Source organism: Paenibacillus rhizoryzae (assembly GCF_059686995.1).
Genome location: NZ_JCAALT010000003.1, coordinates 410,685 through 432,387, shown reverse-complemented (window position 1 = coordinate 432,387; position 21,703 = coordinate 410,685). Strand labels below are relative to the sequence as shown.

At 49.8% G+C, this 21,703-nt stretch carries 24 protein-coding genes; all 24 read right to left on the bottom strand.

Annotated elements, in window-relative coordinates; all coding sequences use genetic code 11:
- Positions 1-3: 3 nt before the first annotated feature.
- The 24 genes from AC6ESO_RS10955 to AC6ESO_RS10840 all read right to left on the bottom strand — a co-directional run bounded on the left by AC6ESO_RS10955 (position 4) and on the right by AC6ESO_RS10840 (position 21,692).
- Positions 4-918, bottom strand: a complete 915-nt coding sequence (locus tag AC6ESO_RS10955) for a hypothetical protein (protein WP_497091354.1) — start codon at positions 916-918, stop codon at positions 4-6.
- 44 nt (positions 919-962) lie between these two features.
- The gene (locus tag AC6ESO_RS10950) at positions 963-1,535 is read right to left on the bottom strand and encodes a DUF1405 domain-containing protein (RefSeq protein ID WP_497091634.1); all 573 of its coding nucleotides are present in this window, start codon (positions 1,533-1,535) and stop codon (positions 963-965) included.
- Positions 1,536-1,712: 177 nt separating this feature from the next.
- Positions 1,713-2,594, bottom strand: a complete 882-nt coding sequence (locus AC6ESO_RS10945; protein WP_494818962.1) for a c-type cytochrome — start codon at positions 2,592-2,594, stop codon at positions 1,713-1,715.
- A gap of 22 nt (positions 2,595-2,616) precedes the next feature.
- Complete coding sequence (qcrB, locus tag AC6ESO_RS10940; protein WP_090976689.1) at positions 2,617-3,288, bottom strand: menaquinol-cytochrome c reductase cytochrome b subunit; 672 nt, start codon at positions 3,286-3,288, stop codon at positions 2,617-2,619.
- Between the two features lie 16 nt (positions 3,289-3,304).
- Positions 3,305-3,835, bottom strand: a complete 531-nt coding sequence (locus tag AC6ESO_RS10935; RefSeq protein ID WP_497091353.1) for a QcrA and Rieske domain-containing protein — start codon at positions 3,833-3,835, stop codon at positions 3,305-3,307.
- A 254-nt stretch (positions 3,836-4,089) separates the two neighbouring features.
- Positions 4,090-4,512, bottom strand: a complete 423-nt coding sequence (locus AC6ESO_RS10930) for a DUF2487 family protein (protein WP_497091352.1) — start codon at positions 4,510-4,512, stop codon at positions 4,090-4,092.
- Positions 4,513-4,675: 163 nt separating this feature from the next.
- Entirely contained in the window at positions 4,676-4,858 is a 183-nt protein-coding gene (locus tag AC6ESO_RS10925; RefSeq protein WP_090976696.1) for an IDEAL domain-containing protein, read from the bottom strand.
- Positions 4,859-5,150: 292 nt separating this feature from the next.
- Positions 5,151-6,407 carry a hypothetical protein gene (locus AC6ESO_RS10920; protein ID WP_497091351.1) on the bottom strand — a complete coding sequence of 419 codons (1,257 nt, stop codon included), beginning with the start codon at positions 6,405-6,407 and terminating at the stop codon, positions 5,151-5,153.
- Positions 6,408-6,553: 146 nt separating this feature from the next.
- Complete coding sequence (locus AC6ESO_RS10915; protein WP_497091633.1) at positions 6,554-7,144, bottom strand: histidine phosphatase family protein; 591 nt, start codon at positions 7,142-7,144, stop codon at positions 6,554-6,556.
- Positions 7,145-7,194: 50 nt separating this feature from the next.
- Positions 7,195-7,797, bottom strand: coding sequence for an anti-sigma factor family protein (locus AC6ESO_RS10910; RefSeq protein WP_494818958.1), 603 nt, complete (start codon positions 7,795-7,797; stop codon positions 7,195-7,197).
- Entirely contained in the window at positions 7,794-8,390 is a 597-nt protein-coding gene (locus tag AC6ESO_RS10905) for an RNA polymerase sigma factor (protein ID WP_090976703.1), read from the bottom strand. Before AC6ESO_RS10905 ends, AC6ESO_RS10910 begins: the two co-directional genes overlap by 4 nt.
- A 579-nt stretch (positions 8,391-8,969) precedes the next feature.
- Positions 8,970-10,061 carry a prephenate dehydrogenase gene (locus AC6ESO_RS10900; RefSeq protein ID WP_497091350.1) on the bottom strand — a complete coding sequence of 364 codons (1,092 nt, stop codon included), beginning with the start codon at positions 10,059-10,061 and terminating at the stop codon, positions 8,970-8,972.
- A 4-nt stretch (positions 10,062-10,065) separates the two neighbouring features.
- Positions 10,066-11,163 carry a histidinol-phosphate transaminase gene (gene hisC / locus AC6ESO_RS10895; RefSeq protein ID WP_497091349.1) on the bottom strand — a complete coding sequence of 366 codons (1,098 nt, stop codon included), beginning with the start codon at positions 11,161-11,163 and terminating at the stop codon, positions 10,066-10,068.
- Between the two features lie 193 nt (positions 11,164-11,356).
- On the bottom strand, positions 11,357-12,166 hold the full coding sequence (gene trpA / locus AC6ESO_RS10890; RefSeq protein WP_497091632.1) for a tryptophan synthase subunit alpha: 810 nt from the start codon (positions 12,164-12,166) through the stop codon (positions 11,357-11,359).
- Complete coding sequence (trpB, locus tag AC6ESO_RS10885; protein ID WP_497091348.1) at positions 12,162-13,367, bottom strand: tryptophan synthase subunit beta; 1,206 nt, start codon at positions 13,365-13,367, stop codon at positions 12,162-12,164. The genes trpA and trpB overlap by 5 nt, the downstream gene beginning before the upstream one ends.
- Positions 13,364-14,077 carry a phosphoribosylanthranilate isomerase gene (locus AC6ESO_RS10880; RefSeq protein WP_497091347.1) on the bottom strand — a complete coding sequence of 238 codons (714 nt, stop codon included), beginning with the start codon at positions 14,075-14,077 and terminating at the stop codon, positions 13,364-13,366. Before AC6ESO_RS10880 ends, trpB begins: the two co-directional genes overlap by 4 nt.
- A complete protein-coding gene (gene trpC / locus AC6ESO_RS10875; protein ID WP_497091346.1) occupies positions 14,077-14,871 on the bottom strand; it encodes an indole-3-glycerol phosphate synthase TrpC in 795 nt (264 codons plus the stop codon). Before trpC ends, AC6ESO_RS10880 begins: the two co-directional genes overlap by 1 nt.
- Positions 14,861-15,913 carry an anthranilate phosphoribosyltransferase gene (gene trpD / locus AC6ESO_RS10870; RefSeq protein WP_497091345.1) on the bottom strand — a complete coding sequence of 351 codons (1,053 nt, stop codon included), beginning with the start codon at positions 15,911-15,913 and terminating at the stop codon, positions 14,861-14,863. The genes trpC and trpD overlap by 11 nt, the downstream gene beginning before the upstream one ends.
- Positions 15,914-15,921: 8 nt before the next feature.
- Positions 15,922-17,472 (bottom strand): anthranilate synthase component I, encoded by a 1,551-nt coding sequence (trpE, locus tag AC6ESO_RS10865; protein WP_494818951.1) that lies wholly within the window; start codon positions 17,470-17,472, stop codon positions 15,922-15,924.
- 352 nt (positions 17,473-17,824) lie between these two features.
- Positions 17,825-18,193 carry a chorismate mutase gene (aroH, locus tag AC6ESO_RS10860; RefSeq protein ID WP_091218988.1) on the bottom strand — a complete coding sequence of 123 codons (369 nt, stop codon included), beginning with the start codon at positions 18,191-18,193 and terminating at the stop codon, positions 17,825-17,827.
- 1 nt (position 18,194) lies between these two features.
- On the bottom strand, positions 18,195-19,304 hold the full coding sequence (gene aroB, locus AC6ESO_RS10855) for a 3-dehydroquinate synthase (protein ID WP_497091344.1): 1,110 nt from the start codon (positions 19,302-19,304) through the stop codon (positions 18,195-18,197).
- Complete coding sequence (aroC, locus tag AC6ESO_RS10850) at positions 19,304-20,473, bottom strand: chorismate synthase (RefSeq protein ID WP_090976721.1); 1,170 nt, start codon at positions 20,471-20,473, stop codon at positions 19,304-19,306. The genes aroB and aroC overlap by 1 nt, the downstream gene beginning before the upstream one ends.
- A gap of 201 nt (positions 20,474-20,674) precedes the next feature.
- The gene (locus AC6ESO_RS10845; RefSeq protein WP_497091343.1) at positions 20,675-20,842 is read right to left on the bottom strand and encodes a hypothetical protein; all 168 of its coding nucleotides are present in this window, start codon (positions 20,840-20,842) and stop codon (positions 20,675-20,677) included.
- A gap of 67 nt (positions 20,843-20,909) precedes the next feature.
- A complete protein-coding gene (locus AC6ESO_RS10840) occupies positions 20,910-21,692 on the bottom strand; it encodes a CheR family methyltransferase (protein ID WP_497091631.1) in 783 nt (260 codons plus the stop codon).
- Between the last annotated feature and the right edge of the window lie 11 nt (positions 21,693-21,703).

The following is a 21,703-nucleotide window of genomic DNA, read 5'->3' as shown; positions in this document are numbered from 1 at the left end:
CACTTATTTGAAACGCTCTCGTGGAAAAGGAACCCCGTTCGGCTGCTGCCTGTACTTGCGCCAGCCGGCCAGTGCCAGAATCGCCATGACGAAAGCGGCAATAAACATTTCCGCGATTTGGGCGCGGCCATTGCGAAGACTGCCAATGGTCGTTCCCGGCGGAATCACTTCCGCGATTGCGACTTCCCCATCCGAACGTCTAAATAATTGATTGGCGGCATGATCCAGCCCACTCAGCGCAATTTGTACCGCTTCCGGACTCACCGTACCTCCTTCAACCCCTGCAAGCACCTGCTCCGCATACGTCATCTGTTTCTTCAATAAACGTAAGCTGGCTTCATCCCGCTGCATCAACGCAGCTACCTCGAAACGTTCTACATGCTCCCTGTAAATGCCGAGTGTCACAGTTGCCGCTTCAGCACGGCCCTCAGACTGCATCTGCCAGGCTGTTCGAATCCGTTGTTCATCTTCTCGCAGTATGCCTTCATATTGCAGCCACAGCGGCACGTTGGGCCTGTTCAACGCATCTGCGGCCAGCTTAAGCCTTGCTGCTTGCGTATACCATAACCCGCTTGCTTGCTTCTGTAACAGTGCAGCCTTCGCCAGAGCCATGCTTTCGTCGAAGGCAGTCCAGCCTGCTGACGTCCCGCTTTTGCGTACAATCGGTGCTGCCGAAATCGTTTCAAGCCGCTGCAGCAGCGTATACACCAGTTGGCGGTTCGATCCATACGCAGCCGTGTAAATTTGATCAGACAATGTACTCAGCTGTGCGATCGCATTGGACCTCGGATCCGTGCTAGGCGCCGATGATGCAGGCTTGGCCAAATTTCCGGCAGCGTAAGTAGCTAGATTGCAGCCGGAAAGCAACACGATAATCACTACACTGCATAACAGCGCGAATAGCGTTGATGAACGCATGCTCTCATCCCCCCCATTATCAAGGTATGGGGGGATGTCCAAACTTAGACCTTTCGAAATGAGATAAAGAGCCAAGTTACGAGCAAACTGACGACGGATAAGCCCATGGTAAACGACTGGATCGCCGGCAAATCATTCTCCAGCACATCAGGAAGCCACGGATAGATGAAATAGGTATAATCCATCGTATCGTTCAGGAGCAGCCACAGCAGCGCCAGAAAAGCAGCAAAACGGCCAAATAGCATAAACCGAATATAAATGAGCGCTTCAACAGCCATAGCCAAATGGGAAACAATCAGCATGTAATGCTGCCATTCGAGCTGATCGCCTTGAGCCGCGCCTGCAGCAATCATTGTGACTGCCCATATGCCATACTTTATTGAAGTAACGACGCCGAGTGCTTCAATGATGGAGCGCAGTCCTATGTAAAGTGGGTTCGGCTTCGCAAGCACCGGAAATAGGAGAAACAACAGCGATAACGTAAAGAATAAGCTGGCTGTCGGACTGTCCGGAACAAAAACAACCCGCCAAACCGGATGAAATTGCAAGGTGTACTCCATCTGCTTGCCGTACCAGATGTAACCGTATACAGTTCCTGCTGCATTCGTTAACACCATCAGCCATAGAAACAGCCGATTCGTCCACAAAGTGCGAATCCACAAGAATCCCGCAGTCTTCAACACCAGATCACTCTCCTACAAGGTGGTAACAGTAACAAGTATAACCAAAATCGCACCCCTAGTTTATAAAAAAACCTGATCGCAACGTACGATCAGGTTTAGTTTGTGCTATGTTTATTTTGCTTTTTGCTTCGAGAGCCAAGTGGTTAGCTGATCAATTTCTTCAGCTGTCAGCTTGTCTTTGAATGAAGGCATGTTGTTTTTACCGTTCGTTACGATATCAACAAGCTCTTCTTTGCTGAATTCATCGCCGATACCATGGAAAGATGGGATTCCAGCGCTTTCGTTACCTTTCAGATCCGCACCATGACATGCTACGCATTGTGCTTTCTTAGTCAGCTCGACAGCTGGGTCGTCTTTATCCACGAGCGGGATTTCGACAGCTGCTGCTTCTCCGCCGCCGCCGCCGGATTCTGCGGCTTTCTCAGCAGCTTCACGCGCTTTCTCTTCACGAATGATATGCTCAGGAATCGTGTTTGTCAGCTTCAGCTCGTGCTGGTAGTGATCCCACGATTGCTTCGTTAAGTAGAAGACAGAAATAAGCGACATGAACATTAGAATCGAAGTAATCGGACGTCTGTAGAAACGACGCTCTTTACCCGTATCCAAGAATGGAGCCAACATTAACGCACCGAATGCAATACCCGGAACGCCTACTGTACCGAGAACGACATAGTCCTTCGATACGTATTGCAATTTAAGGAATTGATACAGGAACAGGAAGTACCAGTCCGGCATCGGAATAAAAGATGCATTCGTAGGATCCGCCGGATAACCAAGCGGAGCTGCTTCTGAAATCGTCAGAACAAGAAATCCAACGAGTACGACAACACCAACCATCCACTCCTTAAGCAGGAAGTTCGGAATAAATGCTTCCGATTTACCTGGATAAGCGGAATAGTCAGGTGGTGTAATCGGTCCAGTTACCGCTTTTTTACGAACCCGCGAGTCACCAACGAATACAACTTTTTCGTTTGATTTGTGGCCGTGTGCCATTCGCAAAATGCCTCCTTTCGGCTTATAGTGGTCCCGAAATACCTTGCTTCCGGATCATAAAGAAGTGTGCCGCAAGAAGCGCAAGCAATGCGCCTGGCAAGAAGAAGACGTGGATAGCGAAGAAGCGCGTCAACGTTTCAGCGCCTACGATCTCGCCGCCTTGCATCAGTTCTTTGATATATGTACCGATGTACGGTACGGATTCCGCGATTTGGATACCAACCTTCGTCGCGAAGTAGGCTTTGTTATCCCAAGGAAGCAGGTAGCCTGTGAATCCGAGGCCAAGCATGATGAAGAAAATCAACATCCCGACAACCCAGTTCATTTCGCGCGGCGCCTTGTATGAACCTGTGAAGAATACGCGAAGCGTATGCAGGAACATCATGACGATTACGAGTGATGCACCCCAGTGATGCATACCGCGAACGATACCGCCGAATGCCACTTTGTGCTGGAGATAGTCAACGCTCTTATAGGCATTGATAATATCCGGTACGAAGTACATCGTCAGGAACATACCTGACAGAATTTGAATGACTGTGATGAAAAACGTCAATCCGCCAAAGCAGTACACGAATGCGGAGAAATGATGAGCAGGGTTAACGTGCTCCGGAACCTCATGGTCCGCAACGTCCCTCCACATCGGCGTAATATCAAGACGTTCATCGATCCAGTTGTATACACCTTTTAACATCTGAGCTTACGCCTCCTTATACCCGTGTATTTGCTTTAACCGGTCCAAGATATACCCACTCGTTCTCGATCTTCAAATCGTATTCGTCGAGTGGTTTTGGTGCTACGACCAAGTTTTTACCGTCTTTGGTGTAGTGTGCTCCATGACATGGACAAACATATTCATTGTTTTTCTCTGTGTTCCAGCCAATGGTGCAGCCCAAATGTTTACATACCGGAGAAAGCGCGAATGCTTTTCCTTGATCATCCTTGGAAATCCAAGCTGTCAATTCCGGGTCGCTGACATACCATCCGTCAACCTGGTGAATTTTGAATTTAAATTCCTGAGGTTCGTTTGTAAGCTTGCTTGCCTCGACAACTTTAATCCATGTACCGCCGGCTTTTTTCTTCAAAATCGGGTCAACCGCAAAACGTATCATCGGAAGTGACATGCCTGCAGCCATGAATGCGCCTGCGCCTCCGAGCGTATACGACAAAAATTGACGTCTTGACATTCCGCTCTGTTTCACCGGGCGATGCGAATTATTGTGTTGTTCATGGTTACTCATCTTCTGTTCTACCCCCTTTGCTGAGCCATATCTTGTGTTCTGCCGGAGAAGGCAAAACATATGATGAACTAGGACATTACCTATAATAGCCTAGGTGATTTGGAGCGTCAAGAATATGGCGGGCAATTTGCTGTTCAGTTCAAAAACGCTTCTTAGATTTGTTATCATTTTGTCACAATTGACCTTGTCTGGCATTTGTTTTTCCCCAAGAGCTGTCACCTTATGCAATAGGATGCCATAGCAGCATAAGATTGCTACGCCCTTCCGAGCCAGAGCGTTCGAACAGCGTCGCTAACCGCGGCTGCGCCTGGGATTAGACCGCTTTCGACAGGCTGGACGATCAGGTCTGCGCCAGTTTCAACACCCTCACTTGCGGTATGAAATGCAGTGACAATGATGACATGTTTGAAACCGATTCCGCGTAAATGGTCACAAATTCCTTTTAGCTGAGTTATGAATGCCGGCGTCCATTCGCCGTATTGACAAGCCGGGTATGTAACGATTCTTCCTTTGAACGGGTTTTCGATTAAATCTAGCACATCTCGAAGCCGTTCCAGTGCAGCGGTTGCTTCATGAGGCATTTCGGCTCCCGTTAGTCCTGTGACAGGGAGCACTGCCGTGTCCAGATAAGGCTGCAGTTCCGCCCACTGCTCAGCGCTTAGTTCGCTGAATTTCATTCTTCTCACCATTCCTTCATCATAAGCATGCGTCAAACGTACTTAGGGTATTCTAGCATTTAACCTATCATACCTCCACAAAAAAAAGCCCGCAAGCCGCTTATCGGATTATCTCCGAAGCGGACTGCAGACTTGGCTTTAGGCAGCATGCAAAGCTGCTTGTTTATGCGTATAAAGATTTCAGCTCGTCGGTCAGGCGACGGAATTTATCCTTGTCGCCGGAGGCAAGCGCCTGATCAATAGCTTGATAAAGCTTATCCCTACGGAATTTGAGTACAGCTTCATCAAGTAACATTTCTGCAGCAAGCCCGAGCATCACTTCGTACGATACTTTCATTTTGTCCATAGGATACACCTCCAACACTGCGTTTAAGAGATCCTATATTCCTTTCCTTACGTTAGCCGCTCTCCATCGTCTATTGTTGATCAAGGCCGATCGTCTTTCTTGTCTTAAGTTGTGACGATTCCCGCAGGCGAATAAGTGAAAGCGTATAGGTGGGTTCCATCTGTGTAAACCCCATCATTGAGCGAACCGGCTCTACTAAATCATATTCATCACAATGAACTCCGCTAAGGACGATGGCCCTCTTCGGGTCATGAATGTGCTCATGCCTACCGTTTCCCGTACAATTGCCTTGCTAACGGTTCAGAACAATCGCTTCATCGTCAATACTTTGCCCCGCTACTATCGTCCTGCCCAGCGGTGTCATGCGAATCACTTGCCCAAATTCGGCATGCTCCCCAATTCTGAGAAGACCCAAATGCATCATCATGCTAATCAGCCGCTGTTCCAGAATCGTTTCGGGCTGATCATAATAGAAAGGTTTGATATAAGGGGTCAGCGTACTCATGATGGTTTCGGCTTTGACCCAGCGGCTGCCGAGCTTATCAATCCAATGTACGATCGCCCGAATATTAGGAATTGGGCCTTTGTAGAGTCTAAGCCAGAATTGATATAGCTTGTCCGGCGGCTCCGGTGTTTTCGCTACTTGTCTTTCTTTGCCTGCCGGAGTCAATACAAGCATCGTTTCGGTTTCTGTAATCCAACCTTTATAGTAGCAATAGTCGTACAGCAGCGACATCCGGCTCGGATACTCCTTGATTCTTCGTCCGTAACCAAAGCGCCATTCCCCTTTGCCCGGAAGTGGTTCCTTCACCCCAAACAGCTCAAGCAGCTGCAAAATATTCCGTTTATACATGTTGCCTTCAGATGTCAGCGAGATTTCGTTCAAGTGAATGTAGGTCAGAAGCTGAGAGACATCGTCCCCCATTAACATTTGCTCATCCCGGTAAGCATGCGGCTCTTCGTCCGTATACGTAACTTGCGAGACAAGCCTGCGTTCCATCGTCTCTTTAAACCGTTCCTTCAAATCACTCGGAACCTGGAATAAATAACGGTCTGGTCCGGCATATCCGTTAAACAACCACCCGTATTGCTTAAACCGCGAAATCGTATCTCTCGGCCCAGGTTCAGGCAGTTGTTTCTCTTTGGCTGCTTTGGTCTTGCTGGTCGGCTTGGCCTTGGCATTGGCTTTGGAAGTACGACTTTTCTTGGGATCAACCACTGTTTCAATAGAAGCAACGGCTTGGCTAGTCCCGGTTTCCGTCTGCGTATCTGCTCCTGGGCTGCTGAATCTACTCTGCTGTACGCGTGCAATCAGTTCCTCCAAACTGAACGCATCTCTAGCATCAAACAAGAGGGAATTGATAAACCGGAGATCTTCTAGCTTCATAGCCCCGATCTGTGCTTCAAATACATCCCTGCGATTCACCGTGGACAAAATAGACTGAATCAAATCATTCTTCGAGTTTCCATTGCACTCACATTGATAGGTTGTCGCAATCCGGCTCAGCTGGCCAATGTCTGCGTAGCTAAGCATGTCCGCTAAATTCATCTATCAAACCTCCGTTCCCGGCCCCGCTTGCAGGTTTACTACCATTATGGGAACATTGGCGAATTTTATAACCTCCTGAGATAAAAAAAGCCACCGACCTTGTAAATCTTGGTCAGTGGCTGTCTTTACCTGATATATCGATGTCGTCAGCTTTGTTGAAGCTGCTCGAGATGAAGCGTGCAGTTATGAAGCAGCGGTGTCCAGGCTGCCCCTTCCCGCTCCAGGATGGAGAAAGATAAATTGTGAATCGGTTTGTCCGCCAGTTCAGCACACATCGCTTGCAGCAACTGGGCAAGCAGGCTGCCATGAGTCACGACAAGCAAGTTTCTGGCAGGTACCGCAGCTGCGGCTTCCTCAACGAATGCAAGAGAACGTTCTCGAACGGAAGCATCGCTTTCTTGTCCGCAGTCGCATCGTTTCCAGTTCGGTCCCCATTTGGCCAGACGCTCAGGCTCTGTCGTTCCTTCGATCTCGCCGTAGAATCGCTCGCGAAGTCTAGCATCGCCCGGTAACAACGGAATACCTAGTGTGTCAGCAACGATACGGGCGGTTTCGACCGCACGGGACAGATTGCTGGAAACGACAGCATCCCATTTCATCGGTTCATGCACCAAACGGTAAGCCAGTGCTTGTGCTTGCCTGATTCCTTCACTGTTTAGCGGAATATCGGTTTGTCCTTGGATTTTGCCAAGTCCATTCCAGTCTGTCTTACCATGGCGTATGAGTCCGATCCGCAACATTAATTCCCTCTTTCACTGAGAAGTCATCGTATATGTAGACGTATTGGCTAATTCCGCGTACGGGAGAACCAATTGAGAATAAGCAGAGTAATAATAATGCCGAGTAACGATAACGCCACATAGTATTGCGGTACCGTCGGCACTATATTCAGTACGATTGGATCGCTAATGCTGGCAACAGGAACATCTGCGTAGAAGTCGGCGCTGATGACGGAACTGTCGCTGGCAGCGTTGGCTGTTTCGAGCAATCCTGTCAGCTTTGCCACCTCAACCGAAGAGGAATCTCCGATTCCCTTCAACAAGTAGAAAAGTCCGGAAACGAACATCGCCATGCAGCATGCAATGATCGCCGTCACATTCCTGCGGAATGATTTGGTGAATTGGTAGCTGCGATTAGCAACAGGCATATACCAAGATTGTTCCGTATAAATACGGTCCATGACCCCGGTATTTAAATGATCGATCGGGCCGATTTCATCGGAATGATCGGAGAAGAACTTGATTAGTTGCTCGCTTTCTTCCCACACACGAAATTCCTCCCTGCAAGTCTCGCAGGTCAGAAGATGTTCGTTGACTGACTTTCGTTCGCTATCATCTTCGGACAAATCCCAATAGACGCCAAACGATTGTTGTACTTCGAGGCACTTCATCGCATTTTCATCCCCTCGTATTCCTCCAGCATTGGCGATTCGCCGAAATACGGTTCAAGCTGTACTTTGACACTGCTGCGCGCACGAAACAGGAGCGACTTTACGGAACTTACGGTTTGACCGAGGATATTGGCGATTTCCTGATAATCCAATTGGTCATACTCCCGTAATATAAGGGCTGATCGCTGTTTCTCCGGCAGGCTGTTAATCGCATCCCGAACCATGGACATCCGCTCGCTTTGCAGCAAACGCTGCTCCGGAACGGCTTCCGGCGGTGCGATAGGGATGTATCCGACTTCGTCAAAGGATACGCTGCCTGCTTTCTGCTTGCGCAATTCGCTAAGTACCGTATTTCGTGCAATGGTATATAACCATGTAGAGAAGGAAGCATCAACTTCCCGGAATGAGTGCAGACTACGGTACGCCTTGTAAAACGTTTCCGAGCATAAATCCTCTGCCAGAAGCTCGAGCTTTGCGCTCTTTAACATGTGGTAGATGAAGGCAAGGATTTTACGTTGGTAGCGCCGCATCAATTCGGAATATAGCTGTATGTTACCATCTTTGATTTCGCGTATAAGCTGGGAATCCGTCATCGCGGGCGACCCTCCTTGGCCTTAGGAGTGCTCCCGGTTCGGTACTATATTGTACCGACACGAGAGTGAAAAGTTGCGCGATCATCAAAAAAATGTTTCCTCGCATTATTCATTAATTATTTCGGTATATAAACCGAAAATCCTGCTTCTTTCGACATAATGCATAGACCCACTTTTTTACATAATCTACACCGATTGTAACATGGCTGTCCGAGAGATAGGGTAAAATTTTCACAAAGATCCGATTCAACCGTGTGAAATGGGAGTAATTGCGAGTGGGAGTTGTAGTAGTAAGGCTTCATATAGTAGGTGCCAGCCGGCTCTCCATACACATTGCGAGCGTGTCTGTTCGAAGGCTGCCACATCATTTGTTCCTGTTCTCTCTGTTAGTAACGAATCGTTCGCGCTGAATGTTTCAGCAGAATGGGTTTCTGCACAAAAAAAAAGACCGCCTATAAGGCGGCCCCGCAAATTATGCGATGGATTTGGATAGGAGTGGAGAGAAACCATACTGTACCTTTATTATATGTATACGTTTTCATTCTGTCAATAAGCGTTTTCATTTTAGCGCCAGCTCATTTAAAAATGGACAGAATATCCAATTTGATCCAGTTTATGGACAGCAAGATCCAAGTCCTCTTGCTTACGGAAACTGAGTCTTAGTATACCGGGTACGTCTTCCCTGCTCTCGATAATTTGGATATTGCTCAAGTTGATATTGCTGTTCCCCAGCTCTGTCGCAACATGGCCGATGATGCCGGGATGGTCAGGCACATCAATGTAGCATTCATATACGGAATGAATCATTCCTTTGCGTCGCTCCGGCAGCTTGCTGCGAAATTGTCCGGATTGCCGGAAAGCCTGCTCAATGCCCGCTCCATCTTCGTTCTGCAGCATTTCGATGAAGGCGCTTGTCCCATCCTGCCACTCCTGCAGCAGCTTTAACAGCACGTCACGGTTGTTCACCAGAATGTCGCGCCATACGACCGGTTCACTGGAACCGATGCGCGTAATATCGCGGAAACCTCCGGCTGCCAGTACGCTGTATAGCGAATTGCCGTCATTATAGCCGCGCACCAGGTTCACAAGTGCCACCGCTATAATATGAGGAAGATGACTGATCGCACCGACAATTTCATCATGCTCTTCGGGACCCACATGTACAATATGGGCTTTGGTGTAGGCGAGCAGCTCAGTCAATTTGTCGATATCACGCTGCGAGGTTGAGGCATCAGGCGTCAACACGTAGAAAGCATTCTCGAATAAATAGGAAGAGGCTGCTTCTACGCCTGAGCGCTCCGAGCCTGCCATCGGGTGTCCTCCGATAAATACGGCGTTGCCTAGCTGAGCATTTCGAGCCGTTGCCGCCACAGATGCTTTCGTACTGCCTACATCTGTAATGATACATCCCGGCTTTAAGTCGAGCCCGCTTAGGTCATGCACATATTGCTCCAGCGAACCTACAGGCACGCATAGAAAAATAAAATCCGCGCCTTCTGCCGCCTCGCGCAGAGACGTTGTCGCATGATCGACAACGCCTCTCTCGAGGTACTTGGCTGCGGATGATTCACGTACGGAATGACCGACGACCGTTATACCCGGTTTGCCTTTAAAACAAAGCGCGAGCGAGCCGCCGATTAAACCGACGCCGAATATCGCAATTTTCGTCATGATGTTAACCCAGCACCGCCGCTTCTGAGAGTACTTCTTCCAGCGCGCGAACGAACGCCTCGTTCTGCTCCTGGCTGCCTACTGTAATGCGGATATGATTCGGGTAGTACGACCAACGTGCACGGGAGATAATTCCTTTGCGCAGCAATCCGTCGAATACCTGCTGTGAAGGCAGCTTCACATCCACCATAACAAAGTTGCCATGCGCTTCGAAATAGCTTAGACCAAGACGGTCGAATTGCTCATACATGTACTGGATGCCTGCCACATTGCGTTCCTTGCAGCTATTTAGGAATTCCAAGTCAGCAAGCGAAGCTTTAGCTGCGGCTTGTCCGAAACGGGATGTGTTAAACGGCTCACGAACCTGATTAATCGAGCGAATGACTTCTTCGTGACCGACACCATAACCGATACGAAGCGATGCGAGTCCGTAAACTTTGGAGAACGTACGCAGCACGATGACGTTCTTAAATTCAGGAAGCAGTGTAATGCCATCCGGGTAATCCGCATCCATTACATATTCAAAATAAGCCTCGTCGAGCACAACGATTACGTTCGAAGGCACTTGACGCACGAATGCTTCTAGCTCTTCTTTACGTACGATCGTACCTGTCGGGTTATTCGGGTTGCACACCCAAATGATCTTCGTGTTATCCGTGACTTTAGCCAGCATCGCAGGCAAATCATGCGTGCCGTTATTCAGCGGCACTTCGATGATCGTCGCGCCTTCGATTTCGCAGTTATGTTTGTACTGCGGGAATGTCTCGTCCGCCATAATCGTCTCGTCGCCGGGTGTTAGGTACGCACGGGCAAGCATGAGAATAACTTCATCGGAGCCGGCGCCAAAAATAATCTGTTTCGGCGTCACGCCGAGATATCGTGCTAAATCGTTCGTCAGTTCGACGCTTCCGCCATCCGGATAGATGCTGATGTTGTTAAGCTCATTCTGAATCGCAGCCTTGGCGTGCTCGGAGCTTCCGAACGGATTCTCATTGGATGCGAGCTTAATCACTTCTTTAAGGCCAAGCTCTCTCTTTACTTCTTCAATCGGCTTGCCTGGTTGGTACACTGGCAAATGAACGATACTTTGTTTGGGTTGCACCAATAATCACCTCGTATATGTGGCGTATAGTTTAGAATTGCTATTTCAACATTGTCTCACAAGTCGTGGTCATTTAAAAGCTTTTTGCCCCATTTTCTTTCGCGCTTTTAAGCTTTTATGTACAGAAGCGTTTTCACAAAAGAAATACCCTCTGGACCGCCGGAGGCAGCCCAAAGGGTATCGATTTAAAGTACTAGCCCCGCAGCTCTTGAACAAATGCGCGGATTTGATCTAAGCCTTCCTGCTTCGTAGCCTCTGCTTGCAGCAACGGTACGACCTCTTCGATCTTGCGAACGATCGCGCTTCCGACAATGACGCCATCGGCCTGTTTGCCGAAGCGTTCCACCTGCTCGCGGCTGGAAATCCCAAAGCCGACCGCGATTGGCGTTGTTGTTGCTTCGCGAACCGTTGCAAGAAACTCGTCGATTCCGCTGTGGAAGTCTGCGCGAACGCCGGTAACTCCCAGCGAGGATACGCAATATACGAATCCGCGTGCCTTGGAAGCAATGCGCTTCACCCGATCATTGGACGTAGGAGCGACAAGCGGGATGAGATGAATATCCGCCGCCTCTGCCATTGCGCGAACCTCGGCATCCTCTTCAATCGGCAAATCCGGAATGATTAAACCGCTGATGCCTTTCTCGGTCACGAGGTCAAAGAACCGTTCCAGTCCATATTGCAGGATAGGATTATAATACGAGAACAGAATGAAGGGCAGCTTGATGCCGGCTTGACGGGCATTCTCGGCAACCTGAATGCAATCAACCAGCGTCACGCGGCCATTCTTCAAAGCGCGCTCGGAAGCGCGTTGAATAACGGGACCGTCTGCCAGCGGATCCGAATAAGGAACGCCCAGCTCCACCATATCAGCACCTGCTTGTTCCAGTGCCCCAATGATGTCCACAGAAGTGCCAAGATCAGGGTCGCCAATTGTGAGGAACGGAATCAACGCGGTGCGGCCTTCTTCGCGCAGCCGCTGAAACGCTGCATCTATTTCATTAATGGCCATGGTTTTCGTCGCCTCCCAAGTAGCCCATAATCGCTTGTACGTCTTTGTCTCCGCGTCCTGACAAGCTGACCACGATAATTTGATCGCGGCTGAGTGTCGGAGCGAGCTTCATAACTTCAGCGATGGCATGCGCGGATTCCAGTGCCGGGATGATACCTTCTGTACGCGATAGCAGCTGCAGCCCTTCGAGTGCTTCCGCATCTGTAATCGGCACATAATTAGCACGGCCAGTATCTTTGAGGTAGGCGTGCTCAGGTCCGATGCCCGGATAGTCAAGGCCAGCGGAAATGGAATGAGCCGGCTGTACTTGTCCATGTTCGTCCTGCAGCACGTAGCTGAGCGAGCCTTGGAATACACCGTGACGTCCCTTCGTCATCGTTGCCGCATGCTCTTCGGTTTCCACGCCGCGGCCGGCTGCTTCAACACCGAGCAGCTTCACGCCATCGTCGCCGATGAACGGATAGAACATACCGATTGCATTGCTGCCACCGCCGACAGCTGCGACGACATAATCCGGCAAACGGCCGACTTCTTTGAGAATTTGCTCTCTGGATTCGTCGCCGATGATACGCTGGAAGTCACGAACCATCATCGGGTATGGATGAGGTCCTGTTACAGATCCGAGGATATAGTAGGTGTCATCTACATGGCTGACCCAGTAGCGAAGTGTTTCATTGCAAGCATCCTTTAGTGTACGAGTTCCAGAAGTAACGGGAACGACTTCTGCGCCGAGGAGCTTCATGCGGAATACATTCAGCTCTTGGCGCTTCGTATCTTCCTCACCCATGAACACTTTACATTCCATGCCCAGAAGCGCTGCTACCGTAGCCGATGCAACGCCATGCTGGCCGGCTCCTGTTTCGGCGATAATCTTCGTTTTCCCCATGCGTTTGGCAAGCACGCCTTGTCCAATCGTATTGTTGATTTTGTGTGCACCGGTATGGTTCAAATCTTCGCGTTTCAAATAGATTTGAGCGCCGCCCAGATGATCAGACAACCGCTGTGCATGATACAGCGAAGTAGGTCTGCCCGAATATTTGGTCAATAAGTAACGAACCTCTGCAATAAATTCCGGATCCTTCGAATAGTGCTGGTAAGCTTCCTCTAACTCAAGCAGCGCGTTCATGAGCGTCTCAGGCACATAACGTCCGCCGAATTTACCGAAGCGCCCGTTTACGTCCGGGACTTGGTTCATACGCTTCTCACCCTTTCCACAAACAATCGAATTTTCTGTATATCTTTCAAGCCGTCTGTCTCCACACCGCTCGACACATCCACACCGTTCGGGGAAAACTGACTTAACAAATCCACCACATTATCCGGATGAAGCCCGCCTGCCACATAAAGCGGTACGCCGATAGCCGATGCAGCTTCTACATACCGATCAATGACATGCCACGCAAACGTCTGTCCGGTGCCTCCGCCGGCTGTATCGATGAGAATTCCGTCCACTACTCCCGCGTATCCTTCAAGTCTTGAAGCCCCGGCGGAGTTATCTCCCTCGATATCCTTAACGGAGAATACTTTCCACACTTGAACGTGCAAAGTTTCTTTAACCTGCGCGCATAACTGAGGCGACTCCTCACCATGAAGCTGAACAACGTCGAGCGGAGCAACAGCCAGGACGTATTGCAGCTCTTGCAAGCTGGGATTAACGAATACGCCAACCGTCAAGGGAGCTTTACCCTCTTGCAAATGAAGCTTACGAGCCTCTTCGATAAGCGATCCGGCTAGCTCAGGTGACACTTGACGTTTGCTTGGCGCAAACACGAAACCGATCTCGTCAAAGGCAAGCCCGTTCATCTCGCGGATCGTTGCTGCATCTCGCAAACCGCATATTTTGATGCGTGTCGGATTGGCTTTATTGGTACTGGTATGGTCTTGTCGGGTCCCTGCTGCAGACATTATGCGTTCACCGGTCCCATGAGCTGCTCAACAGCTGCGCCAACATCCGGCTGACGCATGAAATGCTCGCCAATCAATACGCCTTTCGCACCGGCAGCTTTCACAAACGCAATATCCTCACGCGAAGAGAGCGAGCTTTCGCTAATAACCGTTACACCGGGAGGCACAACGCCAATCAATCGCTCCGTCGTTTTAATATCCGTAACAAAACTGTGCAAATTCCGGTTATTAATGCCAACCAGTGTTGCTTTGCCTAATCCAAGGACAGATTCCATTTCCTCTTCATCATGAACTTCTACAAGGACATCGAGCCCGATCGATTTGGCTGTATCATAGAAATCCGCTAGCTGTGAAGGGCGAAGAATAGCGGCAATCAGCAGGATCGCATCTGCTCCGATTAAACGAGCCTCGTAAATTTGTCGGTGATCTATCGTAAAATCTTTACGCAATAATGGGACATGAACAGCCTTCGAAACGGCAGTCAAATACTCATTCTTACCTTGAAAATAATCCTCGTCCGTCAACACGGAGATACAGTCTGTGCCTGCATTCTCGTAGATACGGGCAAGCGCGACTGGGTCAAAATCCGGCCGGATCAACCCTTTCGAAGGCGAAGCTTTCTTCACTTCGGCGATTAAGCCCAGATCCCGCTTCGTTCCGGACCTTAACCTGCGCTCGAAGCCTCGACAAGGCGCTAATTCTGCGATCTGACGTTCAGCCGTTTTAATAGAAAAATGGGCCGCCAGATCATCTACTTCTTTCCGTTTAGATGCTACGATTTTATCAAGAAACATGACTCAACTCTCCTGTCGTTTCAATCAACTGCCGCAGCTTCATCGCTGCTTTGCCGGAATCAATGACGGTCCGTGCCACAGCGACGCCTGCCTGCAGGGAGTCCGCGCCGCCACCGACGAAGATACACGCTCCTGCGTTCGCCAGTACAATATCTCGGTAAGCGCCGAAGTCATCGCCGTTAAAGATCGAGCGGATAATACGTGCATTCTCGGCAGCATCGCCGCCGATAACCTCACTTAATGAGCGAGTTGTCAAACCAAGCTCCTCCGGTGTGATCGTATACGTGCGGACAGTGCCGCCCAGCAGCTCCGAAATTTGCGTTGGGGAAGAGATGCTGATTTCATCCAATCCATCGAAGCTGCTTACGACCATCGCGCGTTTCAAGCCAAGCTCACCCAATACGGAAGCTATGGTCTCGGTTCTGGATTTATCATAAATGCCGAGAAGCTGACGGTCAGCGCCTGCCGGGTTCGTTAAAGGACCGAGCATATTAAAGATGGTACGGATACCGATTTCGCGTCTTGGGCCAGCTGCGTGTTTAAGCGATGGATGATATAGCTGGGCAAACATGAAGCAAATCCCTATGGAATCCAGGCAGCGTGCTGCCAGCTCCGGTGACAATGTAATGTTGACTCCAAGCGCTTCAAGTGTGTCTGCGCTGCCGGATTTGCCGGACATCGCCCGGTTGCCGTGTTTGGCAACCCGGACGCCCGCTGCTGAAGCTATGATAGCAGATGCAGTCGAAATATTGAATTTATGAATACCGGAGCCGCCGGTACCGCAGGTGTCCAGAAGACCGTTTCGTTCCGTTTGAACATGATTGGAAAACGAACGCATCGCTTCTGCGAAGCCTGTAATTTCGTCTTTGGTTTCGCCTTTCATTCGAAGCGCTGTAGCGATTGCGCCGATCTGTGCACCGGAAGCTTCGCCGCTCATAATAATCTCCATTACGCCGCGCGCTTCTTCCCGCGTCAGGTTCGTCCCGCCCACCACTACGTTCAGCGCCCGCTGCATTGTCATGAGTTCATTCGTAACTGCCATGCCCCCGCTCACCCTTTCGCACCCGCATAGTAATCCATATTGATCATGCTGCTCTTGCGATCCGGAACGGCGAAGATTGCCTCCGCTGCTCGAACCGCTTTGAGCATAGCCATCGCTTTATTAACGGTTTCCATATACTCATTCTCCGGTATGGAATCCCAAACAATGCCCGCCCCAGCCTGAACATAGGCCTTACCATTCTTGAAGATCAGTGTGCGGATCGTAATGCAGGTGTTGAGGCTGCCGCCAAAACCGAGATAGCCGATTGCCCCGGCATAGGCGCCGCGTGCTTCGTTCTCCAGCTCCGCGATAATTTCCATGGCTCTGAGCTTCGGAGCTCCGGATACCGTACCCGCTGGCATGCAGGATACGAAAGCATCGAAGAAATCTTTATCCTCGCGCAGCTTGCCCGATACGTTCGAAACGATATGCATGACGTGGGAGTAACGTTCAATCTCCATATAGGAATCGCAGCGCACCGTACCGAATTCCGATACGCGACCGATATCATTGCGGCCCAGATCGACAAGCATCAAGTGCTCCGCGCGTTCTTTCTCATCCGCCAGCAGTTCTTTCTCGAGCGCCAAATCCTGCTCCGGCGTCTTGCCGCGCGGACGCGTTCCGGCGATTGGACGAGTCTCCACTCGTTCACCATCAACCTTCACCAATGCTTCCGGCGATGTGCCGACGATGACCTCGTCATCCATTTTCAGATAGTACATATAAGGCGAAGGATTCATAGTACGCAATACACGGTATACATGAAGCGGATCAACCTCGGTTTCAATGTTGAACCGCTGCGACAACACCACTTGGAAAATATCGCCTGCGCGGATATACTCCTTCGATTTGTCGACATTCGCTAGAAATTGTTCCTTCGTCAGGTTCGAGGATACTTCGCCTAGCTCGGGATCAGCCGGAATGCTTCCTGCCGCCATCAATGTGGATGGCAGTGGCTGCTGCAGCCGTTCAATGGTGGATTCCATTCGGCTGACCGTTTGCTCGTAGACAGCTTGAATTTCACTGTCTGTCGCCGCATTCGGGATATGTACATTCCCGATCACTTGGATTTGCTGTTTGAAATGATCGAAGACGATAACCTGATCGCAAAACATAAATTGCAGATCGTTCATATTTAAATCATCAATACGATGCGGCGGCAGCTTCTCATAATACTGAAGCAGATCATAGCCGAAGAATCCGATCGCCCCGCCTGTGAACGGCGGCAATTCCGGAATTGAAGGGCTGCGGAAAGAGCGCAAATGTGCTTTAAGCAGCTCAATTGGTTTCTCGCGCAGAATCTCTTCTTTGCCGTTCACTTCGATAACCATCTCACCGTTCTTGCCCCGAATGAGCATGAAGGGATCGGTACCGATGAAGGAATAACGCGCCCATTTCACTCCGCCTTCTACGCTTTCCAGTAAGAAGGCCCGTCGCTCCTTGTAGAAATGCTGGAATATACGAATTGGCGTCTCTGTATCCGCCATCACATGTCTGACAATTGGAATTAAATTATACGTGCTTGATAATCGAATAACCCCTTGAAGCTCCTGATTCATAACCAATCTCTCCCTTGTCGGAAAATAAAAAAACTCCTGCCGCAGCAGGAGTGATCATGTCAGAAGATGGAAAATGAGCATTGATACGGCAATAGAACATCACGTCGATTGTAGCTCAATAGATACACCTATAGCCTGGATTCCATCCAAGAGGTGCACTAAACTACGACCTGCGTCATCTCTTCACTCGTCTCAATCTTGCACTAAAAACTCAGCTCAGCTCTACTCATCTCTTCTAACTTCACTAACTACTCTGCTCAACTCGGCTCATTCTTCAAGTATGAAATCACTATACACCAGCGTAAACGGATCCGTCAATCCTTTAAAAATGAGCTTCTCAATCGTTGGATTACTATGATTTCGATAAATCCGGACGCAGTGCCTTAGCGCCGCCTAAATAAACATGCTCGATTTCTTTCTGCGACTTCTCCGTGTTGACCGAAACCAGAAGGCGGATGCACATGGCTAAGCTTCCTTTGACCGGCACTTCAACAGCGCACATCAGCGGAACTAGCTCCCAGCCTTGCATCACACGAATGGCTCTAGCCGGAAATGTAGCATCCAAATCACCGGTCACCGTAATAAATACGCTGGCGATGTCCTCGGGCTCGATGGCATTAGAGGCTACAATCGTATGTAACAATTCCTCCGTTGCCCGTAAAATCGGCTGTTCCTCATTCAATTCGACCGTGATCGCTCCGCGTATTCCCCGTACACTCATTCTAGATGGCCTCCTGTTTCAATTGTTCCACGATCTCCCGGATGAGAGAGGTCGAAACCGATTTATTGATTTCCACGACGCCAATTGCAGTCGGCACGATAAAGACCATCGTACCTTCTTGGAACTTCTTATCATGCATCATCGCGCGCATAATTTCATCCGTCTCCAGATGAGCGGGCAGCCGCACCGGCAAACCAACTCGCTGCAGCACATGTTTGGTCACCGTATAGACCTCTTCAGAAGCCCCTAGACGAACCGCAAGCCTTGCAGCCCCAACCATACCAATCGCTATCGCTTCACCGTGTAAAAGCTCTCCGTAGCCGGCAACCGCCTCTAGCGCATGACCGATGGTATGCCCCAGATTAAGAATCGCGCGCAGGTCATTCTCCCGCTCATCCTTTGAGACGACGGCAGCTTTCACGCTGCAGCCTTTGTAAAGCGCATAGCCGAGCGCATCGGCATCTAGTGCTGTCAGTTTATCGGCATTCTCGTCACACCAGGTCACGAAAGCAGCATCCCAGATCAGTCCATGTTTTACTACTTCCGACAAACCAGCCTTTACTTCGCGTTCAGGCAAGGTTTGCAGCGTTTTCAAATCATAAAGCACGAGCTCGGGTTGATGAAAGGCACCGATAATATTCTTAGCTAGCGGGTGGTTAACCGCAACTTTTCCTCCGACACTGCTGTCATGAGCAAGAATCGTCGTTGGAACCTGCACGAATTTAATGCCGCGCATATAAGAAGCTGCAACGAAGCCGGCGAGATCACCGACCACGCCGCCTCCCAATGCTACAATGGCCGATTTGCGATCAAGGCCATGCTCCAGCGCAATGCCAATCAATCTTTCCAATTCCGTGAGGGACTTGGATCCCTCTCCTGCCGGTACGACAGCTGTTACAACCGTAAAACCAGCCGAAGTTAACACACTAGTCAGATGACCCAAATGCCGCTCTGCGACATTAGCATCTGTAATTATCATAAGGGGCGACTTCTTGCTGATGCCGCGCTCGGCAAACAGGTTACCTGCTTCATCCAACACGCCTTCCCCGATATAAATCGGGTAGGAGCGCTCGCCGAGCTCGACTGTCAGTTCACGATGAGCGCCGCTCATTAGTAGCTCCTCAGCTGTGCCAAGTAGTTGTTGTAGTTCGCCGTAATTTCTTCCATGGAGTCGCCGCCGAACTTCTCCAGAAACGCTCTTGCTACTTCCCAGGCTACAACATGCTCCATGACAACACTAGCTGCCGGAACGGCGCAGCTGTCTGAGCGCTCTACTTGCGCAGTGAATGGTTCTCTTGTATCGATATCTACGCTTTGCAGCGGTTTGTACAGCGTCGGGATTGGTTTCATCACGCCGCGCACGACGATTTGTTCCCCGTTCGTCATCCCGCCTTCGAATCCGCCAAGACGGTTGGTCGCTCTGTAATAGCCGCGCTCTTCCGAGTACATGATTTCATCATGGACTTGGGAGCCGCGAATTGTGCCTGCCTCGAAGCCAATACCGATTTCGCAGCCTTTGAACGCATTGATCGACATAACCGCTTGCGCGATTCGTCCGTCAAGCTTGCGGTCATATTGTACGTGGCTGCCAAGTCCGATCGGCACGCCTTCCACGATACATTCTACGATTCCGCCGATGGAATCGCCTTCAGCTTTAATTTGATCGATATAAGCGGTCATTTTCTCTTCGGTTTCCTTATCCACGACACGAACCGGAGATTCTTCGGTCAAACGGACTAATTCATCCAGCGGCAATTGATTCGCCGGCGCTTCAATCTCGCCGATTCGAATAACCTGTCCGCCCACTTTAATACCGAATGCAGCTAAGAATTGGCGAGCAACTGCCCCTACCGCTACGCGAGCTGCCGTTTCACGGGCACTGGAGCGTTCCAGCACATTGCGCAAATCCTTCAAATTGTATTTAAGTCCGCCGTTCAAATCCGCATGACCGGGACGCGGACGATGAACGCGGCGTTTCTCTTCATCACTGCCTTCAATCGGCTCGATGTTCATAACCGATGTCCAGTGCTTCCAGTCATTATTCTCCACGATCAGAGCTACAGGCGCTCCGGTTGTTTTACCATGACGAACGCCACCGACAATGTTAGCGGTATCTTTCTCAATTTGCATGCGGCGGCCACGGCCGTGACCCTTCTGCCTACGGTGCAATTGGAAATTCAGCTCCTGAAAATCAAGCTGCAAATTGCTCGGAAGCCCCTCAATTATTGCTGTCAACTGTGGACCATGTGTCTCTCCTGCTGTCAAATAACGTAAACTCACAGTAAAGCCCTCCCTCATCCCGAACACCGCAAACGCATATTCCGGTTATGTATGTCTGCCAAATATCTTTGCTCATTATAGTATAGCGTCGCCGGTTTGACAAGGAAATGAACGCCCCCTATTAGAGGACTTCGCAATAAAAAAGCTGCCCTGCACACCTTCCGAAGAAGACATGACAAGGGCAGCTTCACCTCTTTTAAACTAACTATTCACAGATTGATTCCCGCGCAGACGATCCGCTTCCTCATTCAACTGCGGATCGTTCATGAGACCATTCATTTGCCTAGTATCAATGCCGAGAATTTGGGCGCATTCCTGGACTGTGATGAATCCACGCTTATATGCTGCAATAACCTTGCGTTTGTCCATGCTGCACCTCCATTGCCAAACTATCTATAGCTTTAGTATTGGAGAAGATGGAAAACGATATACCCTACTACGCCCGTTTGCGATAAAAGAATGTTTCAACCGAATCGAAATCATATTGGGCCGGCGAGAAAATTTGCTCCGTACTGCCTACAAACAGCAGTCCGCCGGGCTTAAGCGCTTTCGAAAATTTATGGTAGAGCAGATGTTTCGCTTCTTCCGTGAAGTAGATCATGACATTCCGGCATACGATCACATCGAAACCGGTGTCAAAAGTGTCATGAAGCAGGTTCTGCTGTTTAAAAGTAATATTTCGCTTGAGCTGATTCAATACAGCTACATTGTCTTCATCATGCTTCGTAAAATATTTGCTCATATAAGTGCGTGGTACCTCGCGGATCGATCGATCCTGATAAATACCTTGTGCCGCCTTCTGCAGCACGATATTGTCCAGATCGGTTGCAAGAATGGTTGACTTATCCTGCGCGCCAAGCTCTGCCAGAATCATGGATAGCGTGTATGGTTCTTCGCCTGTCGAACAAGCGGCACTCCATATTTTGACGCGAGGGCTGCCTTTGATTACTTCGGGTAAAAACTTCTTCTCCATGGCTTCCCAGCGGCTCGGATTACGCCAAAACTCCGACACGTTGATGGTCATCCGATCGAGAAATTCGTTCATCAGCTTCTTATCCTTCTCAAGGCCATCCCAATAGGCTGCAAATGTATTGTAGCCGTACTTTTGCCTAAGCGTCGTCAAACGCCGCTTCATCTGCGCTTCTTTGTACTGGGAAAGATCAATAGCTGTTTTTTCTTTGATTTTCTTGATGAAAAGCGAAAAGTCCTTGTCCTCCATCATGTTTTCCC

Bases quoted from the DNA above. Each gene is read 5' to 3' on its own strand.
- AC6ESO_RS10955 (WP_497091354.1), bottom strand. From the start codon at position 918: ATGCGTTCATCAACGCTATTCGCGCTGTTATGCAGTGTAGTGATTATC.
- AC6ESO_RS10950 (WP_497091634.1), bottom strand. From the start codon at position 1,535: ATGGTGTTAACGAATGCAGCAGGAACTGTATACGGTTACATCTGGTAC.
- AC6ESO_RS10945 (WP_494818962.1), bottom strand. From the start codon at position 2,594: ATGGCACACGGCCACAAATCAAACGAAAAAGTTGTATTCGTTGGTGAC.
- qcrB (WP_090976689.1), bottom strand. From the start codon at position 3,288: ATGTTAAAAGGTGTATACAACTGGATCGATGAACGTCTTGATATTACG.
- AC6ESO_RS10935 (WP_497091353.1), bottom strand. From the start codon at position 3,835: ATGAGTAACCATGAACAACACAATAATTCGCATCGCCCGGTGAAACAG.
- AC6ESO_RS10930 (WP_497091352.1), bottom strand. From the start codon at position 4,512: ATGAAATTCAGCGAACTAAGCGCTGAGCAGTGGGCGGAACTGCAGCCT.
- AC6ESO_RS10925 (WP_090976696.1), bottom strand. From the start codon at position 4,858: ATGGACAAAATGAAAGTATCGTACGAAGTGATGCTCGGGCTTGCTGCA.
- AC6ESO_RS10920 (WP_497091351.1), bottom strand. From the start codon at position 6,407: ATGAATTTAGCGGACATGCTTAGCTACGCAGACATTGGCCAGCTGAGC.
- AC6ESO_RS10910 (WP_494818958.1), bottom strand. From the start codon at position 7,797: ATGAAGTGCCTCGAAGTACAACAATCGTTTGGCGTCTATTGGGATTTG.
- AC6ESO_RS10905 (WP_090976703.1), bottom strand. From the start codon at position 8,390: ATGACGGATTCCCAGCTTATACGCGAAATCAAAGATGGTAACATACAG.
- AC6ESO_RS10900 (WP_497091350.1), bottom strand. From the start codon at position 10,061: ATGACGAAAATTGCGATATTCGGCGTCGGTTTAATCGGCGGCTCGCTC.
- trpB (WP_497091348.1), bottom strand. From the start codon at position 13,367: ATGAACCAAGTCCCGGACGTAAACGGGCGCTTCGGTAAATTCGGCGGA.
- AC6ESO_RS10880 (WP_497091347.1), bottom strand. From the start codon at position 14,077: ATGTCTGCAGCAGGGACCCGACAAGACCATACCAGTACCAATAAAGCC.
- trpC (WP_497091346.1), bottom strand. From the start codon at position 14,871: ATGTTTCTTGATAAAATCGTAGCATCTAAACGGAAAGAAGTAGATGAT.
- trpD (WP_497091345.1), bottom strand. From the start codon at position 15,913: ATGGCAGTTACGAATGAACTCATGACAATGCAGCGGGCGCTGAACGTA.
- trpE (WP_494818951.1), bottom strand. From the start codon at position 17,472: ATGAATCAGGAGCTTCAAGGGGTTATTCGATTATCAAGCACGTATAAT.
- aroH (WP_091218988.1), bottom strand. From the start codon at position 18,193: ATGAGTGTACGGGGAATACGCGGAGCGATCACGGTCGAATTGAATGAG.
- aroB (WP_497091344.1), bottom strand. From the start codon at position 19,304: ATGAGCGGCGCTCATCGTGAACTGACAGTCGAGCTCGGCGAGCGCTCC.
- AC6ESO_RS10845 (WP_497091343.1), bottom strand. From the start codon at position 20,842: ATGGACAAACGCAAGGTTATTGCAGCATATAAGCGTGGATTCATCACA.
- AC6ESO_RS10840 (WP_497091631.1), bottom strand. From the start codon at position 21,692: ATGGAGGACAAGGACTTTTCGCTTTTCATCAAGAAAATCAAAGAAAAA.